Annotated in this window: 13 protein-coding genes; 1 reads left to right on the top strand and 12 read right to left on the bottom strand. The window is 64.7% G+C overall.

Annotation, left to right across the window (positions count from 1 at the left end):
• The first annotated feature begins 6 nt into the window (after nt 1–6).
• On the top strand, nt 7–999 hold the full coding sequence (gene meaB, locus AC1Q61_RS17585) for a methylmalonyl Co-A mutase-associated GTPase MeaB (RefSeq protein ID WP_003945003.1): 993 nt from the start codon (nt 7–9) through the stop codon (nt 997–999).
• Nucleotides 1,000–1,061: 62 nt separating this feature from the next.
• Here meaB and AC1Q61_RS17580 read toward each other — a convergent pair whose 3' ends face one another.
• From AC1Q61_RS17580 to AC1Q61_RS17525, 12 genes are all read right to left on the bottom strand, one after another.
• Entirely contained in the window at nt 1,062–2,009 is a 948-nt protein-coding gene (locus tag AC1Q61_RS17580) for a sulfite exporter TauE/SafE family protein (protein WP_007727818.1), read from the bottom strand.
• Nucleotides 2,010–2,239: 230 nt separating this feature from the next.
• Nucleotides 2,240–3,274 (bottom strand): nucleoside hydrolase, encoded by a 1,035-nt coding sequence (locus tag AC1Q61_RS17575; RefSeq protein ID WP_003945017.1) that lies wholly within the window; start codon nt 3,272–3,274, stop codon nt 2,240–2,242.
• Nucleotides 3,267–3,743 carry an OsmC family protein gene (locus AC1Q61_RS17570; protein WP_007727816.1) on the bottom strand — a complete coding sequence of 159 codons (477 nt, stop codon included), beginning with the start codon at nt 3,741–3,743 and terminating at the stop codon, nt 3,267–3,269. The genes AC1Q61_RS17575 and AC1Q61_RS17570 overlap by 8 nt, the downstream gene beginning before the upstream one ends.
• A 31-nt stretch (nt 3,744–3,774) precedes the next feature.
• A complete protein-coding gene (locus AC1Q61_RS17565; protein WP_042919788.1) occupies nt 3,775–5,088 on the bottom strand; it encodes a CoA transferase in 1,314 nt (437 codons plus the stop codon).
• Nucleotides 5,089–5,106: 18 nt separating this feature from the next.
• Nucleotides 5,107–5,985: a hypothetical protein gene (locus AC1Q61_RS17560; RefSeq protein WP_042919785.1), complete on the bottom strand. Its 879-nt coding sequence runs from the start codon at nt 5,983–5,985 to the stop codon at nt 5,107–5,109.
• Between the two features lie 3 nt (nt 5,986–5,988).
• Nucleotides 5,989–7,077 (bottom strand): hemolysin family protein, encoded by a 1,089-nt coding sequence (locus AC1Q61_RS17555; RefSeq protein ID WP_003944826.1) that lies wholly within the window; start codon nt 7,075–7,077, stop codon nt 5,989–5,991.
• Complete coding sequence (locus AC1Q61_RS17550; protein WP_003944847.1) at nt 7,070–8,452, bottom strand: hemolysin family protein; 1,383 nt, start codon at nt 8,450–8,452, stop codon at nt 7,070–7,072. Before AC1Q61_RS17550 ends, AC1Q61_RS17555 begins: the two co-directional genes overlap by 8 nt.
• A 311-nt stretch (nt 8,453–8,763) precedes the next feature.
• Nucleotides 8,764–10,200, bottom strand: a complete 1,437-nt coding sequence (locus tag AC1Q61_RS17545; RefSeq protein ID WP_042919784.1) for a GuaB1 family IMP dehydrogenase-related protein — start codon at nt 10,198–10,200, stop codon at nt 8,764–8,766.
• 3 nt (nt 10,201–10,203) lie between these two features.
• The gene (locus AC1Q61_RS17540; protein ID WP_042919783.1) at nt 10,204–11,085 is read right to left on the bottom strand and encodes a DMT family transporter; all 882 of its coding nucleotides are present in this window, start codon (nt 11,083–11,085) and stop codon (nt 10,204–10,206) included.
• Nucleotides 11,086–11,089: 4 nt separating this feature from the next.
• A complete protein-coding gene (locus AC1Q61_RS17535; protein ID WP_042919780.1) occupies nt 11,090–12,592 on the bottom strand; it encodes a DEAD/DEAH box helicase in 1,503 nt (500 codons plus the stop codon).
• Between the two features lie 62 nt (nt 12,593–12,654).
• Entirely contained in the window at nt 12,655–14,112 is a 1,458-nt protein-coding gene (gene gnd / locus AC1Q61_RS17530) for an NADP-dependent phosphogluconate dehydrogenase (RefSeq protein WP_007730904.1), read from the bottom strand.
• 217 nt (nt 14,113–14,329) lie between these two features.
• Nucleotides 14,330–16,297 (bottom strand): DEAD/DEAH box helicase, encoded by a 1,968-nt coding sequence (locus AC1Q61_RS17525; RefSeq protein WP_050656951.1) that lies wholly within the window; start codon nt 16,295–16,297, stop codon nt 14,330–14,332.
• Nucleotides 16,298–16,548 lie beyond the last annotated feature (251 nt).

Below are 16,548 nucleotides of genomic sequence, written 5' to 3'. Positions count from 1 at the left end.
CTGAAGATGGCACGTCAGCCCATCGACATTGATTCCCTCGCCGAGGCGGTGCGCGGAAATCAGCGTGCCGGCCTCGCTCGGGCGATCACCCTCGTCGAGTCCACCCGCGACGACCACCGGGCCCTCGCGCAGCAACTTCTACTGAAGTTGCTGCCGGAGGCCGGGGGAGCGCACCGGATCGGCATCACCGGCGTTCCCGGCGTCGGCAAGTCGACCTTCATCGACGCGCTCGGAATGTACTTGCTGGGCAAGGGACATCGGGTTGCGGTGTTGGCGGTCGATCCGTCGTCCACCCGCACCGGCGGCTCGATTCTCGGCGACAAGACACGCATGGCTCGGCTCACCGTCGAACCGAATGCGTACATCCGGCCGTCACCGACGTCCGGCACGCTCGGTGGTGTTGCCAAGGCAACCCGCGAGACCATCGTGCTTCTCGAAGCTGCCGGTTTCGACGTCATCCTGGTGGAAACGGTGGGTGTCGGCCAGTCCGAAGTCACTGTTGCCAACATGGTGGACTGCTTCACGTTCCTGACCCTCGCTCGTACCGGTGATCAGCTCCAGGGCATCAAGAAGGGTGTCCTCGAGCTCGCAGATCTGGTGGCGGTCAACAAGGCCGATGGCAAGCATGAGCGCGAGGCAAAGGGCGCTGCCCGCGAATTGGCGGGTGCGCTTCGCCTGATCTACCCGCACGACGCCATCTGGAAGCCGCCCGTCATCACGATGAGCGGTCTCGAAGGTGTCGGGCTGGACGAGTTCTGGGGAACTGTCACCAAACACCGTGAGGTGCTCACCGAAGCGGGACAGTTCGAGGAGAAGCGTCGCAAGCAACAGGTCGATTGGACCTGGACGATGGTCAACGATCAGCTGCTACGCAGGCTCTCGAGCAACGATCGGGTGCGTGCGATCCGGGCCGACGTCGAGCAGAGCGTGCGTGACGGTTCGCTGACGGCAGCGTTGGCGGCGGGGCGAATTCTCGACGCGTTCGACGGAAGCAACTAGCGCGGAAAGAACGAAATCCCGGGTATCCGAGCGCGGATACCCGGGATTTCTTCTGTGACGAGCTATCGTTCGCGTTTGACTGCAGGCTCGGTGAGTTCGGTCTCGACAGCGAGTTCGACTCCCGTGAAATCGCCTTCTGCCTCGGCCGGGGTGAGCGTGGACCGCTTCCACGCGTAGAACAGCAGCGCTGCCCACGCGCCGAGAATGGTCAGGTAACCGGCCACTGTGACCGCCCCGGTGATGTCGAAGGATTTGAACAGCTTCTGTGCGTTGGTCAACACGATGACGCCGCCCACCGCCGTTCCGAGCAAGGTTGCAGGTACGCGGCTGACCAGCCACGCCGCGAACGGAGCTGCGATGACACCGCCGAGCGCGAGACCGGCGACAACGAGGAGGTTTCCCGCCGACTCACGTCCCAATCCGACAAGGAATCCCAGCGACGCGGCTGACGCGACCAGAAACTCCGAGGCGCTGACCGAGCCGATCACGGTGCGCGGCGCGGTCTTTCCTCGTGAGAGCAGCGTGCTGGTGGTGATCGGACCCCAACCACCACCGCCGGATGCATCGATGAAACCACCGAACAGGCCGAGTGGGGACAGGAAACGTGCAGTGTGCGGGGTGGTACGAGCGTCCGCGACGGCCGGTGGGCGGACCGAAAAGCGTAGTGCCACATAGATACCGATGGCCAGCAGGATCGTCGCCGTGATGGGGACTGCCGCTTCGGTGGACAGACCCGAGAGCACAGTTGCGCCGATGAATGCACCGACTGCGCCGGGCACACCGAGCTTGGCGACGAGCTTCCAGTCGATGTTCTTGAACTTCCAATGCGACACACCCGAAGCGAGGGTGGTGCCGACCTCGGCCAGGTGAACAGCGGCGCTGGCCTGAGCCGGACCGAGGCCACCGATCATCAACAGAGTGGTTGCGGTGACACCGAAGGCCATACCGAGGGCGCCGTCGACGAGCTGGGCGCCGACGCCGACAAGGGTGAACAAAAGAAGGTTGAACATGAGAAGACAGACTCCGAGCGAAGAAGCGACAAAGTCAGGGGTGCAGGCAGCGAGAATCGCCGCTCAGCAACACGCCTGATCGAAGCATGCGCTACGACGAGTGGGCCAGAACGCCATCAATCCGAGCGCAAATGCCGGGGAGGCATCGTGGCTGGAAATCTGCACGTCAGGTCCTTTGTTCTCGTTCGTTGGTGTTCTGTCCATGCGAGCATAGCCGGTGACCGGCTCGGTCAACCCACGACGCGGGCGTAATTTCCCACTCGGTGGACAAGTCGATCGAAGAATTCCGCCGGATCGGTTCTGACCGCGATATCCGCGTTGGGCTCACGCTGCCAGTGCCCGACCCAGTCCGCGACCGTCGTTCCGATCAGCAGTGGACTCTCGGTTTCGACATCTACCGTTGCCGGTTTCAGCGTCGCCAGGCTCGGATCGAGCGCGACGGCAGCAGCGAAGGGATCATGCATGTGAGCAAGAAATCCCTGGTCGTATTCACGATGGAATTCCATGTAGAACCGGATTGCGTCGGACATATGCCTGATCACGCTGTTGGACGCGGAACTGCGGACGTCGGGACCGTCGTCAGGCGAGATGATCTCTTCCGGGGTGCTCCCGGCAGCTTCGGCGAGCCGACGCACATGTTCGGGGAACATCTCGATGGATTCGGTGACGTTGAGGCCGCAGATGATCGGGCGCCGGTGCGCGGGTACGACGGAGAACGCGTCGAACACCTCCTTGGCGGCGTGCGGATCCACCGAGACGTTCCACTCCGCGGTCGGCGTCGTGTTGCCCGGATAGTTGAACGACCCACCCATCACTACCAGTCGCTTCAGCAGAGACGGCAGATCGGGTTCACGTCTGATCGCCAAGGCCAGGTTGGTGAGCGGCCCCGTCACCAGCCCGGTGAGTTGTCCGGGGTACTCCCGGACGAGATCCACCCAGAGGTCGGTGGCGGTTCGGACCGAGCGCTTGCGACCCGAATCGGGGAGGACCGCATGGCCGATTCCTTGCGGACCGTGAGTCTCCTCGGTGGTGCGCAACGGTATGACCAATGGCTCGCGGGCGCCGAGTGCAACCTCGATGTCCGGGGCGCCGCAGAGCGCAAGCCAGTTCAAGTTGTTGGCCGCGACCTGTTCCACCGGAACGTTGCCGGCGGTGCTCGCAATCCCCAGTATCTCGGCTTCGGGGCTGGCAAGGAGATAGAGAAGCGCCAACGAGTCGTCGATACCGGTGTCGACGTCGACGATGAGCTTGTGCATGTCACTCATCGGTGGCCACCAGGATCGTCGGGGAATGCAGGACGGGGAAGTTCACCGACCGAGCGATGAAGCACTTCGTGTGTGCGGGGCCGTGAAGCTCCTGGGCCTTCTCGACCATCGACGCCTCCGCGACCAACACCGTCGGATTCAACGTCACTTCGATGAACTGGCCGCCGCCATCGGATTCCTCGATCATGCTGCCGACCGGCTGATCGCTGTAGTCGAGAACGACGACCCCAGCGGCAGCTGCCAGCCCGAGGTACCAGAGCATGTGGCACTGGGCGAGGGAGGCAACGAGCAGTTCCTCGGGGTTCCATCGCTGCGCGTCACCGCGGAACGAGGGATCGGAGCTGCCGAGAAGTTCCGGCTTTCCGACCGCGGATATTGCATGATTGCGCGAATATCCCTGCGTGCTGGACGTTCCGGTTCCCAGATCGCCCGTCCACTGAAGGTCGAGTGTGTAGGTATGTGACTTCACAGGTCCATCTTGCCCTGAATGTGCCGGTCCCTCAGTGTGCCCACTCCGCGCGATCCGATCCCCACGGATGGGCTGGTTCGGGGTAGTCCTCGAACTCTGCCAGCGCGGGTCGTGCGGTGGTCACGTCGGCATGGTTGACAACAACATTCAGGCCGGGAGCCGTCGGCAGACCAGGATGGGCGGTTCGGCCGGGTGCGTCGAGAAGACGAGCGCCTGTGCTTGCCAGCGACACGTCGACGTCGCGGCCACGGCCGTCGTGCGAGCGCAGTGTCAACGCGTCGAGGATCCCCGCTGCCAGGAAGTATCCGGTCGAGTGGTCGAGTGCCTGCGCCGGAAGTGCGCCAGGGTTCTCACCACCCTCGAGGAACGAAATGCCGGACGCGGCCTGCACGATGCTGTCGAAGCCACGGCGATTCGCCCACGGACCTTCCCATCCCCATGCGCTGACGCGCCCGTGAATCAGGTGGGCGGGAAGATCCTGCCCGATGAGCGCTTCGAGTGCACCCGGCCGGTAGCCGGTGACCAGTACGTCTGCGGTTTCGAGGAGTTCTCGGAACGCTGTCGCTCCCGCCGAGGACTTCAGGTCGAGAAGCGCCGACCGCTTGCCCTGTCCACTGTCGAGGTGCTGCCATCCGATCTCGGGGATCGCCGGGGGATCGATCCGCAGAACGTCAGCGCCGACCAACGCCAGGGCGCGCGTCGCGACCGGACCGGCGATGACGCGGGTCAGGTCGAGAACGCGTGGGCGCGTCGGATGCGTGCGGGGTTTTCCCTCGTCGCGTGCTCGGATGGATACCAGAGGCGCAGACCTCGCAGCTGCGCACTGCTCACTCAGGCGCCACTCGGTCTCGGTACGAACACGGACCGCGATGGCTCCGATCTCGGCGGCCTGCTGCTCGATCTCGATGGTGCTGAGTTCGGATATCCGTTGCGCCACTGCATCTTTGGGTGATCCGTGATCGAGCTCGAGGACGGCGAGCAGGCGGTCGCGATGGTGCGGATAGTTGCCGTGCGTGCGGACCCAACCGTCGCGGGCGGCAAAGAACCCCGAGTGCTCGGAGAACCCGTTGATCGGCTCGCCGCCGATCCGGAACAGTCGATCGCTCGAGAAGGACGCGGCGATGCGCTCGGGATCGAGGGTCCAGTGTCCGTCGCCCGGGCCGGTTGACCGATGAATCGCCGAGGCGAACGCCGCTACCGAGCCCGCAGCGAGGTCGAACACCGGCAAGTGCGCCGCAAGGAAACCCGCCGAGTCCGGGCATTCGATGTGCCCGCGTCGGTCGTCGGTGTGCACCCCGACGTCACGCTGGTATTCGTCGAGATAGAACCCGTACCCGTGATCCATGCGACGCCTTTCGGCAGTTCAGTGGCCGAGAAGCTCCCGGCACTTCTCTGCCAGCGTATCGCGGAGCGGCGCAGCACGATCCGCCAACTGTTGTTGCTGACGCACGTATTCGGCGCGGCCCGCGGGAGTTTCGATACGAATGGGGGAGTACCCGTACTCGGCAAGGTCGTATGGGCTCGCGCGCATGTCGAGTTCACGGGCCAGGAGCGCGTGTTCGAAGCACCGCATCACCAGGTCGGAATCGACGAGTGGCAACAACTTGAAACTCCACTTGTACAGATCCATACCGGCGTGCAGGCAGCCCGGCTGTTCGTGATCGATCTGAGTTTCGCGTGCAAGCGGGAGCGAGTTCTTGGGGGCCGCGTCCGGTGTGAAGAACCGGAACGCGTCGTAGTGCGTGCATTTGAGTGGCAGGGATTCGACGACCGCGTCGGTACCGGCGAACCCGAGTCGCAGCGGCACCGACTGGTGACGGATTGCGTCCTCGCCCCCGCGATAGACCATCGCCCATTCGTGGAGGCCGAAGCAACCCAGCACAGCGGGCCGCGCAGACGTCTGATTCAACAGATTCCACACGAATTGGACTGTGTGACGCCGACGCTCCAGCACTGAGGCCTCGACCGTCGCGGTACCCGACCCGTCGACGCGGTAGCCGGAGAAGGCTGCGTATTCGGCGGCGTTCTCGAGCGCGACTCCGTACCCGGGGTGCCAGCGGCGCAGTTGGGCGGGTTTGAAGTTGTAGTACGTGAAGAGGAAGTCGTGCACCGGGTGAGAGATACCGGCGCTACGACGCGCTCGGTGCGGCTCGACGAGCTTCTCCACCTCCTCGAGGTGAAGTGCCCGCCGAGCCGTCCACTCGCTCTGCGCGAGTGCGAGTGAATGCACCGAACGTGTCATCGATCAGCTGTTTCTTTGTCCGGGAACAGCATCCGTGCCGCGATGCGTGCCATCGCGGACCGTTCCGACGTACTCCTCGAGGAGATCCTCGAGCGCGACGATACCGATCACCACTCCGTCAGCGTCCGTGACAGCGCCGAGGTGCGAGCTGGCCCGACGAAGGCCGGCCAACGCTTCGGCCAGCGGTGTGCTGAGCGGAACGATGGGCAGCGGCCGGATATCCGACGTCGGAACGACGGTGTCCGGTCCAGCGGCCTCGTCGAGCACCTCGTCGAGCACGTCCTTGAGGTGCACGTACCCAGCCAGCGATCCGTCGCTCGCTCGCACCGGGTAACGCGAGTATCCGGTCTCGATGACCGCACGCTCGATCTCACCCAGTGTTGTTCCCGACGGTGTGAGGGGAATGGTCCGCACCTTGTCGAGAGTGATCAGGACCTCGGAGACGGTCCGATCGGTCGATTCGAGTGCCTGCTTCAACCGCCGGTGTTCTTCGGCGTCGATCAGACCTTCGGATCGCGATTCACCGATCATCGCGGACAACTCCACCGCCGAGACCGTGACGTCGAGTTCGTCCTTGGGTTCGACGCGCAGGAGCTTGAGCACTCCGTTCGCGCACAGGTTGTAGAACGCGATGATCGGGCGAGCGATCTTGATGAACGCCAGATGCACGGGAACGAGCAGCATGGCCGTCTTCTCGGGGCCGGCCAACGCGATGTTCTTGGGCACCATCTCGCCGAGCAGGATGTGCAGCACTACGACGAGCGACAGCGCGATGGCAAACGAGATCGGGTGCAGCAATCCGTCGGGCAGGCCGACGGCTTCCATCGGCACCTCGAGGAGGTGCGCAATGGCGGGCTCGGCGACCTTACCGAGGAGGATCGAGCAGATCGTGATGCCCAGCTGAGCCGCCGCAAGCATGAGCGAGAGGTTCTCACCGGCCTTGATGACTGTGAGCGCCCGCTTCTTGCCTTGCGCGACCAGTGCTTCGAGGCGGTCACGTCGTGCGGAGATCAGTGCGAACTCCGCACCGACGAAGAATGCATTGCCGGCGAGCAGCACGACGGTGAGGAGTACACCGAAGAGGTTATTCATCGTCGGACTCCTTCTTGCTGTCGTCTGCGGATTCGGGTTCGACGTAAGCGGGGACCGGCGTGATGGTCACCCGGTCGATACGGCGGCCGTCCATGCCGGTCACTCGTGCAATCCACTTTCCGCGCGAATCACCGGACGAGTCGACGTCGGGCAATTCCACCTCGTCACCCTCGTCGGGGATGCGGCCCAGTTCGGTGAGCACCAAGCCGCCGAGCGTGTCGTAGTCGCCTTCGGGAGCGGTGTACCCGGTAGCCGAAGTGACCTCGTCGATGCGCAGGAGACCGGAGCACGACCATCCGTCGCCGACGCGCTGTACGTCGAGTTCGGGTTCGTCGTGTTCGTCGCGCACATCGCCGACGATTTCCTCGATGAGGTCTTCCATCGTGACGATGCCGGCAGTTCCGCCGTACTCGTCGACGACGAGCGCAACCTGCATGCCGTCGGAGCGGATCCGCTCCATGACGGTGTCTCCGTCCAGGCTCGACGGCACGACGGGAACACGTTGAGCCAGACTGTCGACGCGCGTCGTGCGCCTGCGCTCGGCCGGAACGGTGAACGCGTGCTTTATGTGTACGACGCCGACCGTGTCGTCGAGATCGCCGCGAACGACCGGGAAGCGCGAATAGCCGGTCCGCGACGCCGTCACGATCAGGTCTGCGACGGTGTCCGAGAGTTCCAGCGATTCGATCTTCACTCGCGGAGTCATCAGCTCTTCTGCCGTGCGGTCACCGAACTGCAGTGAACGGTCGACGAGCATCGCCGTGCCCTTGTCGATGGAGCCGCGCTGCGCGGACGTCCGCACGAGGGACCCGAGTTCCTGCGGTGATCGCGCGGAGCGCAATTCCTCCGCGGGTTCGATGCCCAGGCGTCGCACGATCCAGTTGGCGGTTCCGTTGAGGCCGTTGATGGCCCACCGGAAGATCAGCGAGAACCCTGCTTGCAGGCCCGCAGTCGCGCGGGCGGTGGGCATCGGCTTGGAGATTGCGAGGTTCTTCGGTACGAGCTCACCGAAGATCATGGAGAACGAGGTCGCGATCACGAGCGCCAGGATCAAAGACGTTGTCGAGGCAGCGGATTCACTGAGCCCGACGGCCTTCGTGACCGGTGTGATGAACCGTGCCAGGACCGGCTCGGCCAGGTAACCGGTGATCAGGGTTGTGATCGTGATGCCCAGCTGAGCGCCGGAGAGCTGGAACGAAAGAGTCTTGTGCGCGTGTTGAACCTGCCGCGAGCGTCGGTCGCCGCCACGAGCAGCTTCGTCGACGGTGCTGCGTTCGAGCGCGGTCAGTGAGAATTCGGCCGCCACGAAGAGGGCGGTGCCTGCAGTCAGCGCGATGAAGCCGACCAGGCTGAGAATGGTGAAAACGATGTCCATGTGTCATCGCCACCTGAGATGTGCACGGGGGCCGCCGGGTTTGTCTCCCGGCTCGCTAGAGGAGCCCTCCGAACCGGCGGAATCAGAAGATTCCTCGGATAAAACGACGGGTGTAGCGCCGGGTAAGTGTGTGGGTGCCTCGGGCACCGGGTTCCTTTCGTCAGAGCCGAGTAGTTCTCGGCTGTAGCGGGCTCGGTCGGGTCGCCGAAGGGCACCCGACCGAGTTTTGTTTTCTGTTTACGGATCCAATGATACCGGCGGGTGCCCGGGAGTAGGGACCCGAGCACCCGCCGACAGTCACAGAACGTGGTTCACCAACCAGACGGAAGCGGCCGTCCTTCGGCAAATCCGGCGGCGGACTGCACGCCCAGAACGGCCTTCTCGTGCAGCTCCTCGAGAGAGCGCGCACCCGCGTACGTGCAGGTACTGCGCACGCCGGAACAGATCTGATCGATCAGGTCCTCGACTCCGGGGCGCTCGGGATCGAGACGCATCCGCGAACTGGAGATGCCTTCCTCGAACAATCCCTTACGAGCGCGATCGAAAGCCGTTTCGGTGGCCGTGCGAGCGGCAACAGCGCGCTTGGAGGCCATACCGAAGCTCTCCTTGTACGCGTTGCCCGCCTGATCGACTTTGAGATCGCCGGGGGACTCGTACGTGCCGGCGAACCACGAGCCGATCATGACGTTCGACGCGCCCGCCGCGAGGGCGAGTGCAACGTCGCGGGGGTGTCGAACGCCGCCGTCGGCCCAGACGTGCTTGCCGAGCTCACGTGCCGCTGCAGCACATTCCGCGACGGCCGAGAACTGCGGGCGTCCGACGCCGGTCATCATGCGAGTCGTGCACATGGCTCCGGGTCCGACGCCGACCTTGACGATGTCCGCGCCTGCGGCGATCAGATCACGGGTTCCCTGTGCGGAGACCACGTTGCCTGCAACCAACGGGACGCCGAGATCGAGCGCCTTGAGGGTGGTGAGCGCATCGATCATTCTCTGCTGGTGACCGTGAGCCGTGTCCACGACGATCACGTCGGCACCGGCGTCGACGAGTGCCTTGGCCTTGGCGCCCACGTCACCGTTCACACCGACCGCCGCAGCGACCCGGAGTGCGCCGCGCTCGTCGACTGCGGGGTCGTAGATGCCAGCACGGATCGCGCCGGTGCGGGTGAGGACGCCGGCAAGAGTCCCGTCTTCGTTGACGATGACCGCCAGCGGATCGTGCTTGGTTTCGAGCAGTTCGAAGACCTCACGCGGTGTGGCGGTGACCGGGGCCGTGACGAAGTCGGTGATCGCGACGGTACGGAGGCGAGTGAACCGATCGACATCCGCGCAGGCAGCCTCGGTGACGACACCGAGAGGCTTACCGTCCTCGACCACCACGACCGCGCCGTGAGCGCGCTTGGGAAGCAGCGCCAGCGCATCGGAGACGGCGTCGTCCGGACTCAGCGTGACCGGCGTATCGGCGACGAGGTGGCGGCTCTTGACGAACGCCACGGTCTCGGCGACAGCGTCGGTGGGGACGTCCTGCGGAATGATGACCAGTCCGCCGCGGCGGGCGACAGTCTCCGCCATGCGGCGGCCGGCGACTGCGGTCATATTGGCGACCACGACGGGAATGGTCGTTCCGGATCCGTCGGAAGAATTGAGATCGACGTCGAACCGAGAGGTGACCTCGGTCCGGTTAGGGACGAGGAAGACGTCGTCGTAGGTCAGGTCGTATGGGGGGCGTTGCCCTTCGAGGAACTGCACGTTTCACGAGCCTACCGTCGATTCCGCCGTAGCGCCCTCGGTATCGCGCGCTTGTGAGCGGGAGAGGGCGATCGTGGTCATGATCATGACGGCGACGGCGCACCCGATGAGAGCAATTCCGGGACCGTCGACGCGGAGGCGTTCGTCGAGCACTGTCATCCCCAGGAAGATGGCCGCGATCGGCTCGCCGATCGTCAGGGCGGGTAGCGACGCCGACAGCGGCCCGACCTGGAACGCGCGCTGTTGCAGGTAGACCCCGATTGCGCCCGAGGCGATCAGCGCCCACGTCTGCCATGCCGAAATCACCCCGATGACGCCGTGGCCGAGTAGGTCGGTGACGTACTTGGTGAATGCGACGGCGACGCCGTAGAAGATGCCTGCCGCAGAGCCGAGAAGCAGTGCGCGCCAGCCGCCGTCGAGTTTGGACAAGCCGCCGACAGTTGCGGCCACGGCCACTGCGACCGTAATCGTCAGGGGCACAGCCCAATCCGACCATGGAGCATTGCTGTCTCCCTCGGTGGGATCGCCGACGACGAGGAAGATCGCCAAGGAAATCGCGAGCATGATCGCCAGTGACCACGCGGAACGGGTGATGCGGATTCCCGAGAATTTGGCCGAGAGAGGCAGCGCGAACAGCAACGAGGTCACGATCAGCGGCTGCACCACCAACACCGAACCCAACGACAGTGCAACGGCCTGCATGACGTACCCGCCGCCGTCACCGATCAGCCCGGCCCACCACCGAGGACTGCGAATCAACGACGCCACCAACGCCTCGCCCTCGGGAACCGCGGACGCCGCCCGTTGCTGAGCGACCGAAGCGCACGCGAAGAGCAGTGCAGCGAGAAGTGCGCAGAGAACCGAGATCAGTGGAAGATCACCCATTCCCTCAGTGTGCGCGCTTGCCCGCCCGATTTCCGGCAGACGGCTTTCCTGCGCCGGGTGCGCCGCGACGCGGGGTCAAGCCCTTGGACGCCAGACGCTCCGAACGGGTCGGGACCGGAGTGCCGTCCGCACGGATCTTCTTCACACTCTTCGGATCGGTGACGCGCCGCGAGGAGGCGGCGCGCTTCTCGCCGTCCTTCTTCATCCGGCCTCCGGCAGCGGTCCGGCCTGCAGTGTCGTGTTCCTGACGGCCACGCTTGGCGGTGTGCTTGACGGCAACCGTCGTATCGGGAGCCTCGACCGGAATTCCCGTCGGCTCCATCGCACCGGTGATGCGCGTGAGTTCAAGATCGTCAGGACGAACCCGCACACCGTGAACCTTGATGCCTGCCTGCTTGGTCAACTTCTCGACCGAATCACGTTCTTCGTCGGTGACGATGGTGACGACGACGCCTGATTCCCCGGCGCGTGCCGTCCGGCCGGCCCGGTGCAGGTAGTCCTTCGCCTCGGCCGGGGGATCGACGTGAACGACGAGCGTCACGTCGTCGACATGGATTCCGCGCGCGGCGACATCGGTGGCGACCAGGACCGGTGTTGTCCCGTCGGAGAACGACGCGAGGGTCTTGGTCCGATTGTTCTGCGTCTTGCCGCCGTGCAGAGCCCCGGCCGAGACGCCGATCAAATGCAGTTGCTGCGCAAGACGATCCACACCGTGCTTGGTCTTGACGAACATGATGGTCCGCCCCGCGCGCGAAGCGATATGTGCGACAACGGATCTCTTGTCGTCGCGGTCGACGAAAAGCAGGTGATGCTCCATGGTCGAGACGGTCGCAACCGGGGGAGCAGTCGAGTGCGACGCCGGATTGCGCAGGTAACCCGCGACCAGATCGTCGACCTTGCCGTCGAGTGTCGCCGAAAAGAGAAGACGCTGACCGTCTTTCGGAGTCGTGTCGAGAATCTTCGCAACCTCGTCGATGAAACCCATGTCTGCCATGTGGTCGGCTTCGTCGATGGTCGTGATCACGACGTCGTCGAGAATCACCGACTTCTGGTCGAGTAGGTCGAGTAGGCGCCCGGGGGTCGCAATCAGCAGATCGACGCCGCGGGCAAGGATGTCGGCCTGACGCTTGATCGGAACGCCCCCGACCGCATTTGCCACACGCAAACCGATCTCGGTAGCGGCGTCGTCGAGTGCCTTGTGGATCTGGATCGCCAGCTCACGGGTGGGAGCGAGCACCAAACCGCGCGGACGATTCCGCTTGCTCGCCCCACCCTTGAGGCGCACCAGCATCGGAAGCCCGAAGGCCAGAGTCTTTCCGGAACCCGTCGCACCGCGCCCGAGTACATCCCGACCGGCAAGAACATCGGGGATGGTTGCCGACTGAATGGGGAAGGGGGCATCGATGCCGCTTCGGCGCAACGCGTGCACCATCACGGCGGGGATTCCGAGGTCGACGAACGAACGCCCTTCGGTCGAGGTGGGCGAGTCGATCGTCGATTCCTGCATTTGTCCAGGCTACCGGGTATCGGTAGACGCAGATGACCGCATCTACCGATACCCGCTGTGAATCAGGCCTCGATTTCGCTGCGGTCACCGCTCCACAGTGTGTGGAACTTGCCCGGCTTGTCGATGCGCTCGTAGGTGTGCGCGCCGAAGAAGTCGCGCTGACCCTGAGTCAGGGCGGCCGGCAGACGCTCCGCGCGGAGACCGTCGTAGTACGACAGCGAGGACGCGAACGCAGGTACCGGAATGCCGAGCATCGTCGCGGTGGCGACCACGCGGCGCCAGCTGTCGATGCCTGCCTCGATGGCCTCGCGGAAGTACGGCGCCAGAATCAAGCTCGGCAGGCTCGGATCCGCGTCGAACGCGTCCTTGATGCGGTTGAGGAACTGCGCACGGATGATGCAGCCACCGCGCCAGATCGTCGCCAGGTCGGCAGGCTTGAGGTTCCAGTCGTACTCGGCGCTGCCGGCAGCGATCTGATCGAAGCCCTGCGCGTACGCCACGATCTTCGACGCGTACAGCGCGGCCTGGATGTCGGCGGCGAACTGCTCGGCGTCAGCAGGCTTGTCGCCGAGAGAGCCGGCAGCCAGACCCTGCGCCTGAGCTGCAGCGCGCTGATTGCGGCTACCGGACAGTGCGCGAGCAAACACGGCTTCGGCGATACCGGTGACCGGCACGCCCAGATCCAGAGCGGACTTGACCGTCCAGCGGCCCGTGCCCTTCTGCTCGGCAGCGTCGACGATGACGTCGACCAAAGGCTTGCCGGTCTCGGCGTCGACCTGGCGGAGCACCTCGGCGGTGATCTCGATCAGGTAGGACTCGAGGGTGCCCTTGTTCCACTCGGTGAAGACGTCGGCAACCTGACCGGCGTCGTAGCCCAGAGCGTCGCGGAAGAGGTTGTACGCCTCGCCGATGAGCTGCATGTCGGCGTACTCGATGCCGTTGTGCACCATCTTGACGAAGTGACCGCTGCCGTCGGGGCCGATGTGCGTGCAGCACGGGGTGCCGTCGACGTGAGCGGAGATGGACTCGAGAAGCGGGCCGAGAGCCTCGTAGGACTCCTTCGGGCCGCCCGGCATGATCGACGGACCGTTGAGTGCGCCTTCTTCGCCACCGGAGATACCGGCGCCGACGAAGTGCAGTCCGCGGGCGCGGATCGCCGCTTCACGACGGATCGTGTCGGTGTAGAGCGAGTTGCCACCGTCGATGATGATGTCGCCGGGCTCCATGGCGTTTGCGAGCTCTTCGATGACAGCATCGGTCGGGGCGCCGGCCTTGACCATGATCAGGACGCGTCGCGGCTTCTGAAGTGCGGCAACAAACTCCTCGACGGTCTCGGTGCGCACGAAATCGCCCTCGGAACCATGCTCGGCGATCAGGGCATCGGTCTTCGCGATGCTGCGGTTGTGCAGGGCAACGGTGTGACCGTGGCGGGCGAAATTGCGGGCAATATTCGAACCCATGACGGCCAGGCCGGTGACGCCGATCTGAGCTCGGGGTGATTCGGTGCTAGTGGTTGACATGCTTACAGCTTTCCCTCTCGGTCCGCGGCTGTGAAATCCTGCGCTGTGCGCAGCCGAAAACGGTGCGGCCGCGACGCGCGTGAACATCAGACCGTGCATACAAAACACGGATGCAGATCACTTTAATTGCAGTGACCTGCATCCGTCTCGATACAGCTTCCGGCACAGCCGGAAGGTTCTCAGTGTTCAGTTGTCGAGCCGCAGCTCAGCGCAGGTATTACCGCTGATCGCGCTTCGGGCCGTCGAATCCGTCATAGCTACGACGGTCGGTGCGGCTGCGGAAGCCGCCACCGCTGGTCGAGGCTGCACGGTTGTCGCCGCCGTCGCGGTTGCCCTGGTAGCCACCGGAAGAGCGGTTGCCCTGGTAACCGGTCGAGGGGCGGCTGTCGCGATCGCCGTACGAGCGGTTGTTGTCACGGCTGCCCTGGTATCCACCACCGGACGAACGGTTGCCCTGGTATCCGCCGCGGCTCTCGCCGTCACGGCTTCCCTGGTATCCGCCCGAAGAGCGGTTGCCCTGGTAACCCGTCGACGGGCGGCTGTCGCGGTCTCCGTAGGACGGACGGCTGTCACGGTTGCCCTGGTAACCACCGCTGGAGCGATCACCCTGGTATCCACCGGAAGAGCGGTTGCCCTGGTATCCGCCGCGGCTCTCGCCGTCGCGGTTGCCCTGGTAGCCACCGGAAGAGCGGTTTCCTTGGTAGCCGGTCGAGGGGCGGCTGTCGCGGTTGCCCTGGTAACCACCACTGGAGCGATCACCCTGGTATCCGCCGCGGCTCTCGCCGTCGCGGTTGCCCTGGTAGCCACCCGAAGAACGGTTGCCCTGGTATCCACCGGACGAGCGGTTGCCCTGGTAGCCGCCACGGCTTCCACCACGATCACCGAAGGAACGCTCGCCACGAGAAGAGCTCTCGCGCAACGGTTCTCCGGTCGGCTTCTTGGCGCCGGTGATGCGAGCAAGTTCAGCAGAACCCGGGGTGACGGCAACGGCTGCGGCATTGACGCCGGCCATACCGGTCAGACGCTTGAACTGACGCTTCTGGTTCGGCAGCACGATGGCGACAACGGTGCCCTTCTCGCCGGCGCGAGCGGTACGACCAGCGCGGTGCAGGTAGTCCTTGTGGTCGGCCGGGGGATCGACGTGAACGACGAGGTCGATGCCGTCGACGTGGATTCCGCGTGCTGCGACGTCCGTTGCGACGAGGACCGGGGTGCGGCCGTTCTTGAAACGCTCGAGGACGCGGGTGCGCTGGTTCTGTGCCTTGCCGCCGTGAAGCGACTCGGCAGCGATGCCGACTGCGCGGAGGCGGTCGGTGATTCCCTCGCAACCGAGCTTGGTGCGGGCGAACATGATGGTGCGTCCGTCGCGGGCACCGATCTCGGCGAGGACTGAATCCTTCTGTCCACGATCGACGAGGAGAACGTAGTGCTCCATCGTGTCGACGCTTGCGCGGCCGTCTTCGGTGGAGTGGGTGACGTGGTTGGCCAGGAACTGACGAACCAGCGACTGGACCTCACGGTCGAGGGTTGCCGAGAACAGCAGACGCTGTCCGTCTGCGGGGGTCTCACCGAGGATCGAGCGAACCTCGGGCAGGAAGCCCATGTCCGCCATCTGATCGGCTTCGTCGAGTGCGGTGATTTCCACCGAGTCGAGGATGCAGGTGCCCTGACGCAGGTGGTCGCCGAGACGACCCGGCGTTGCGACGAGGACGTCTACGCCGCGGCGAAGCTGATCGACCTGCTTGGCGAACGGCGTTCCACCGACAGCGGGGCGAACCGTGAGTCCGAGTGCTCCGGCGTAGGAGTTGAGGGAGTCGACCACCTGGAAAGCAAGCTCACGGGTGGGGACGAGCACGAGTGCGCGGGGACGCTTGGCGGCCGGGCGATCTTCGTGGCGTGAGAGGCGGGTCAGCATCGGCAGGCCGAAGGCGAGGGTCTTGCCCGATCCGGTCTGTGCGCGGCCGAGAACGTTGGTTCCGGCGAGCGCGTCCGGGATGGACTGCGCCTGGATGGGGGACGGGACGGTGATGGAGTTGCGCGCCAATGCGGCAACAAGTTGCTCGGGCAGGCCGATCTCGGCGAAGGTGATACCCGGCTCGGTGGCGACTGCTTCTTCGGCGGCGGGGGTGTTGACGGTGGGGTCTTCGATGTTCTCGGAAGACGACATTTGGACAGCGTTGGTCACGCGGAAACCTCTCCGGACTACGGGCACGTCGCGGAGCGGAAGAAGCCATGCTGAAATACACGACACAGTTCGCAAAGGGACGAGCCAGGGCACATGTCACCTGGCAATCCGAACGCATACTGCGGGGAATTGGGCTGTGTGCCGTTATATGTTGACGGACCACGATGGTGGCCGTGATCCACTCTACGCCACCGGGGACACCGAAGTCAGGTAGCCCCGCCTGTGACCTGCACTACTACACGGGGTTACGC

This window comes from Rhodococcus sp. MPR-R1B, from assembly GCF_058793255.1.
Note: the sequence above shows the minus strand (reverse complement) of the source record. Positions and strands in the feature narration are given on the sequence as shown.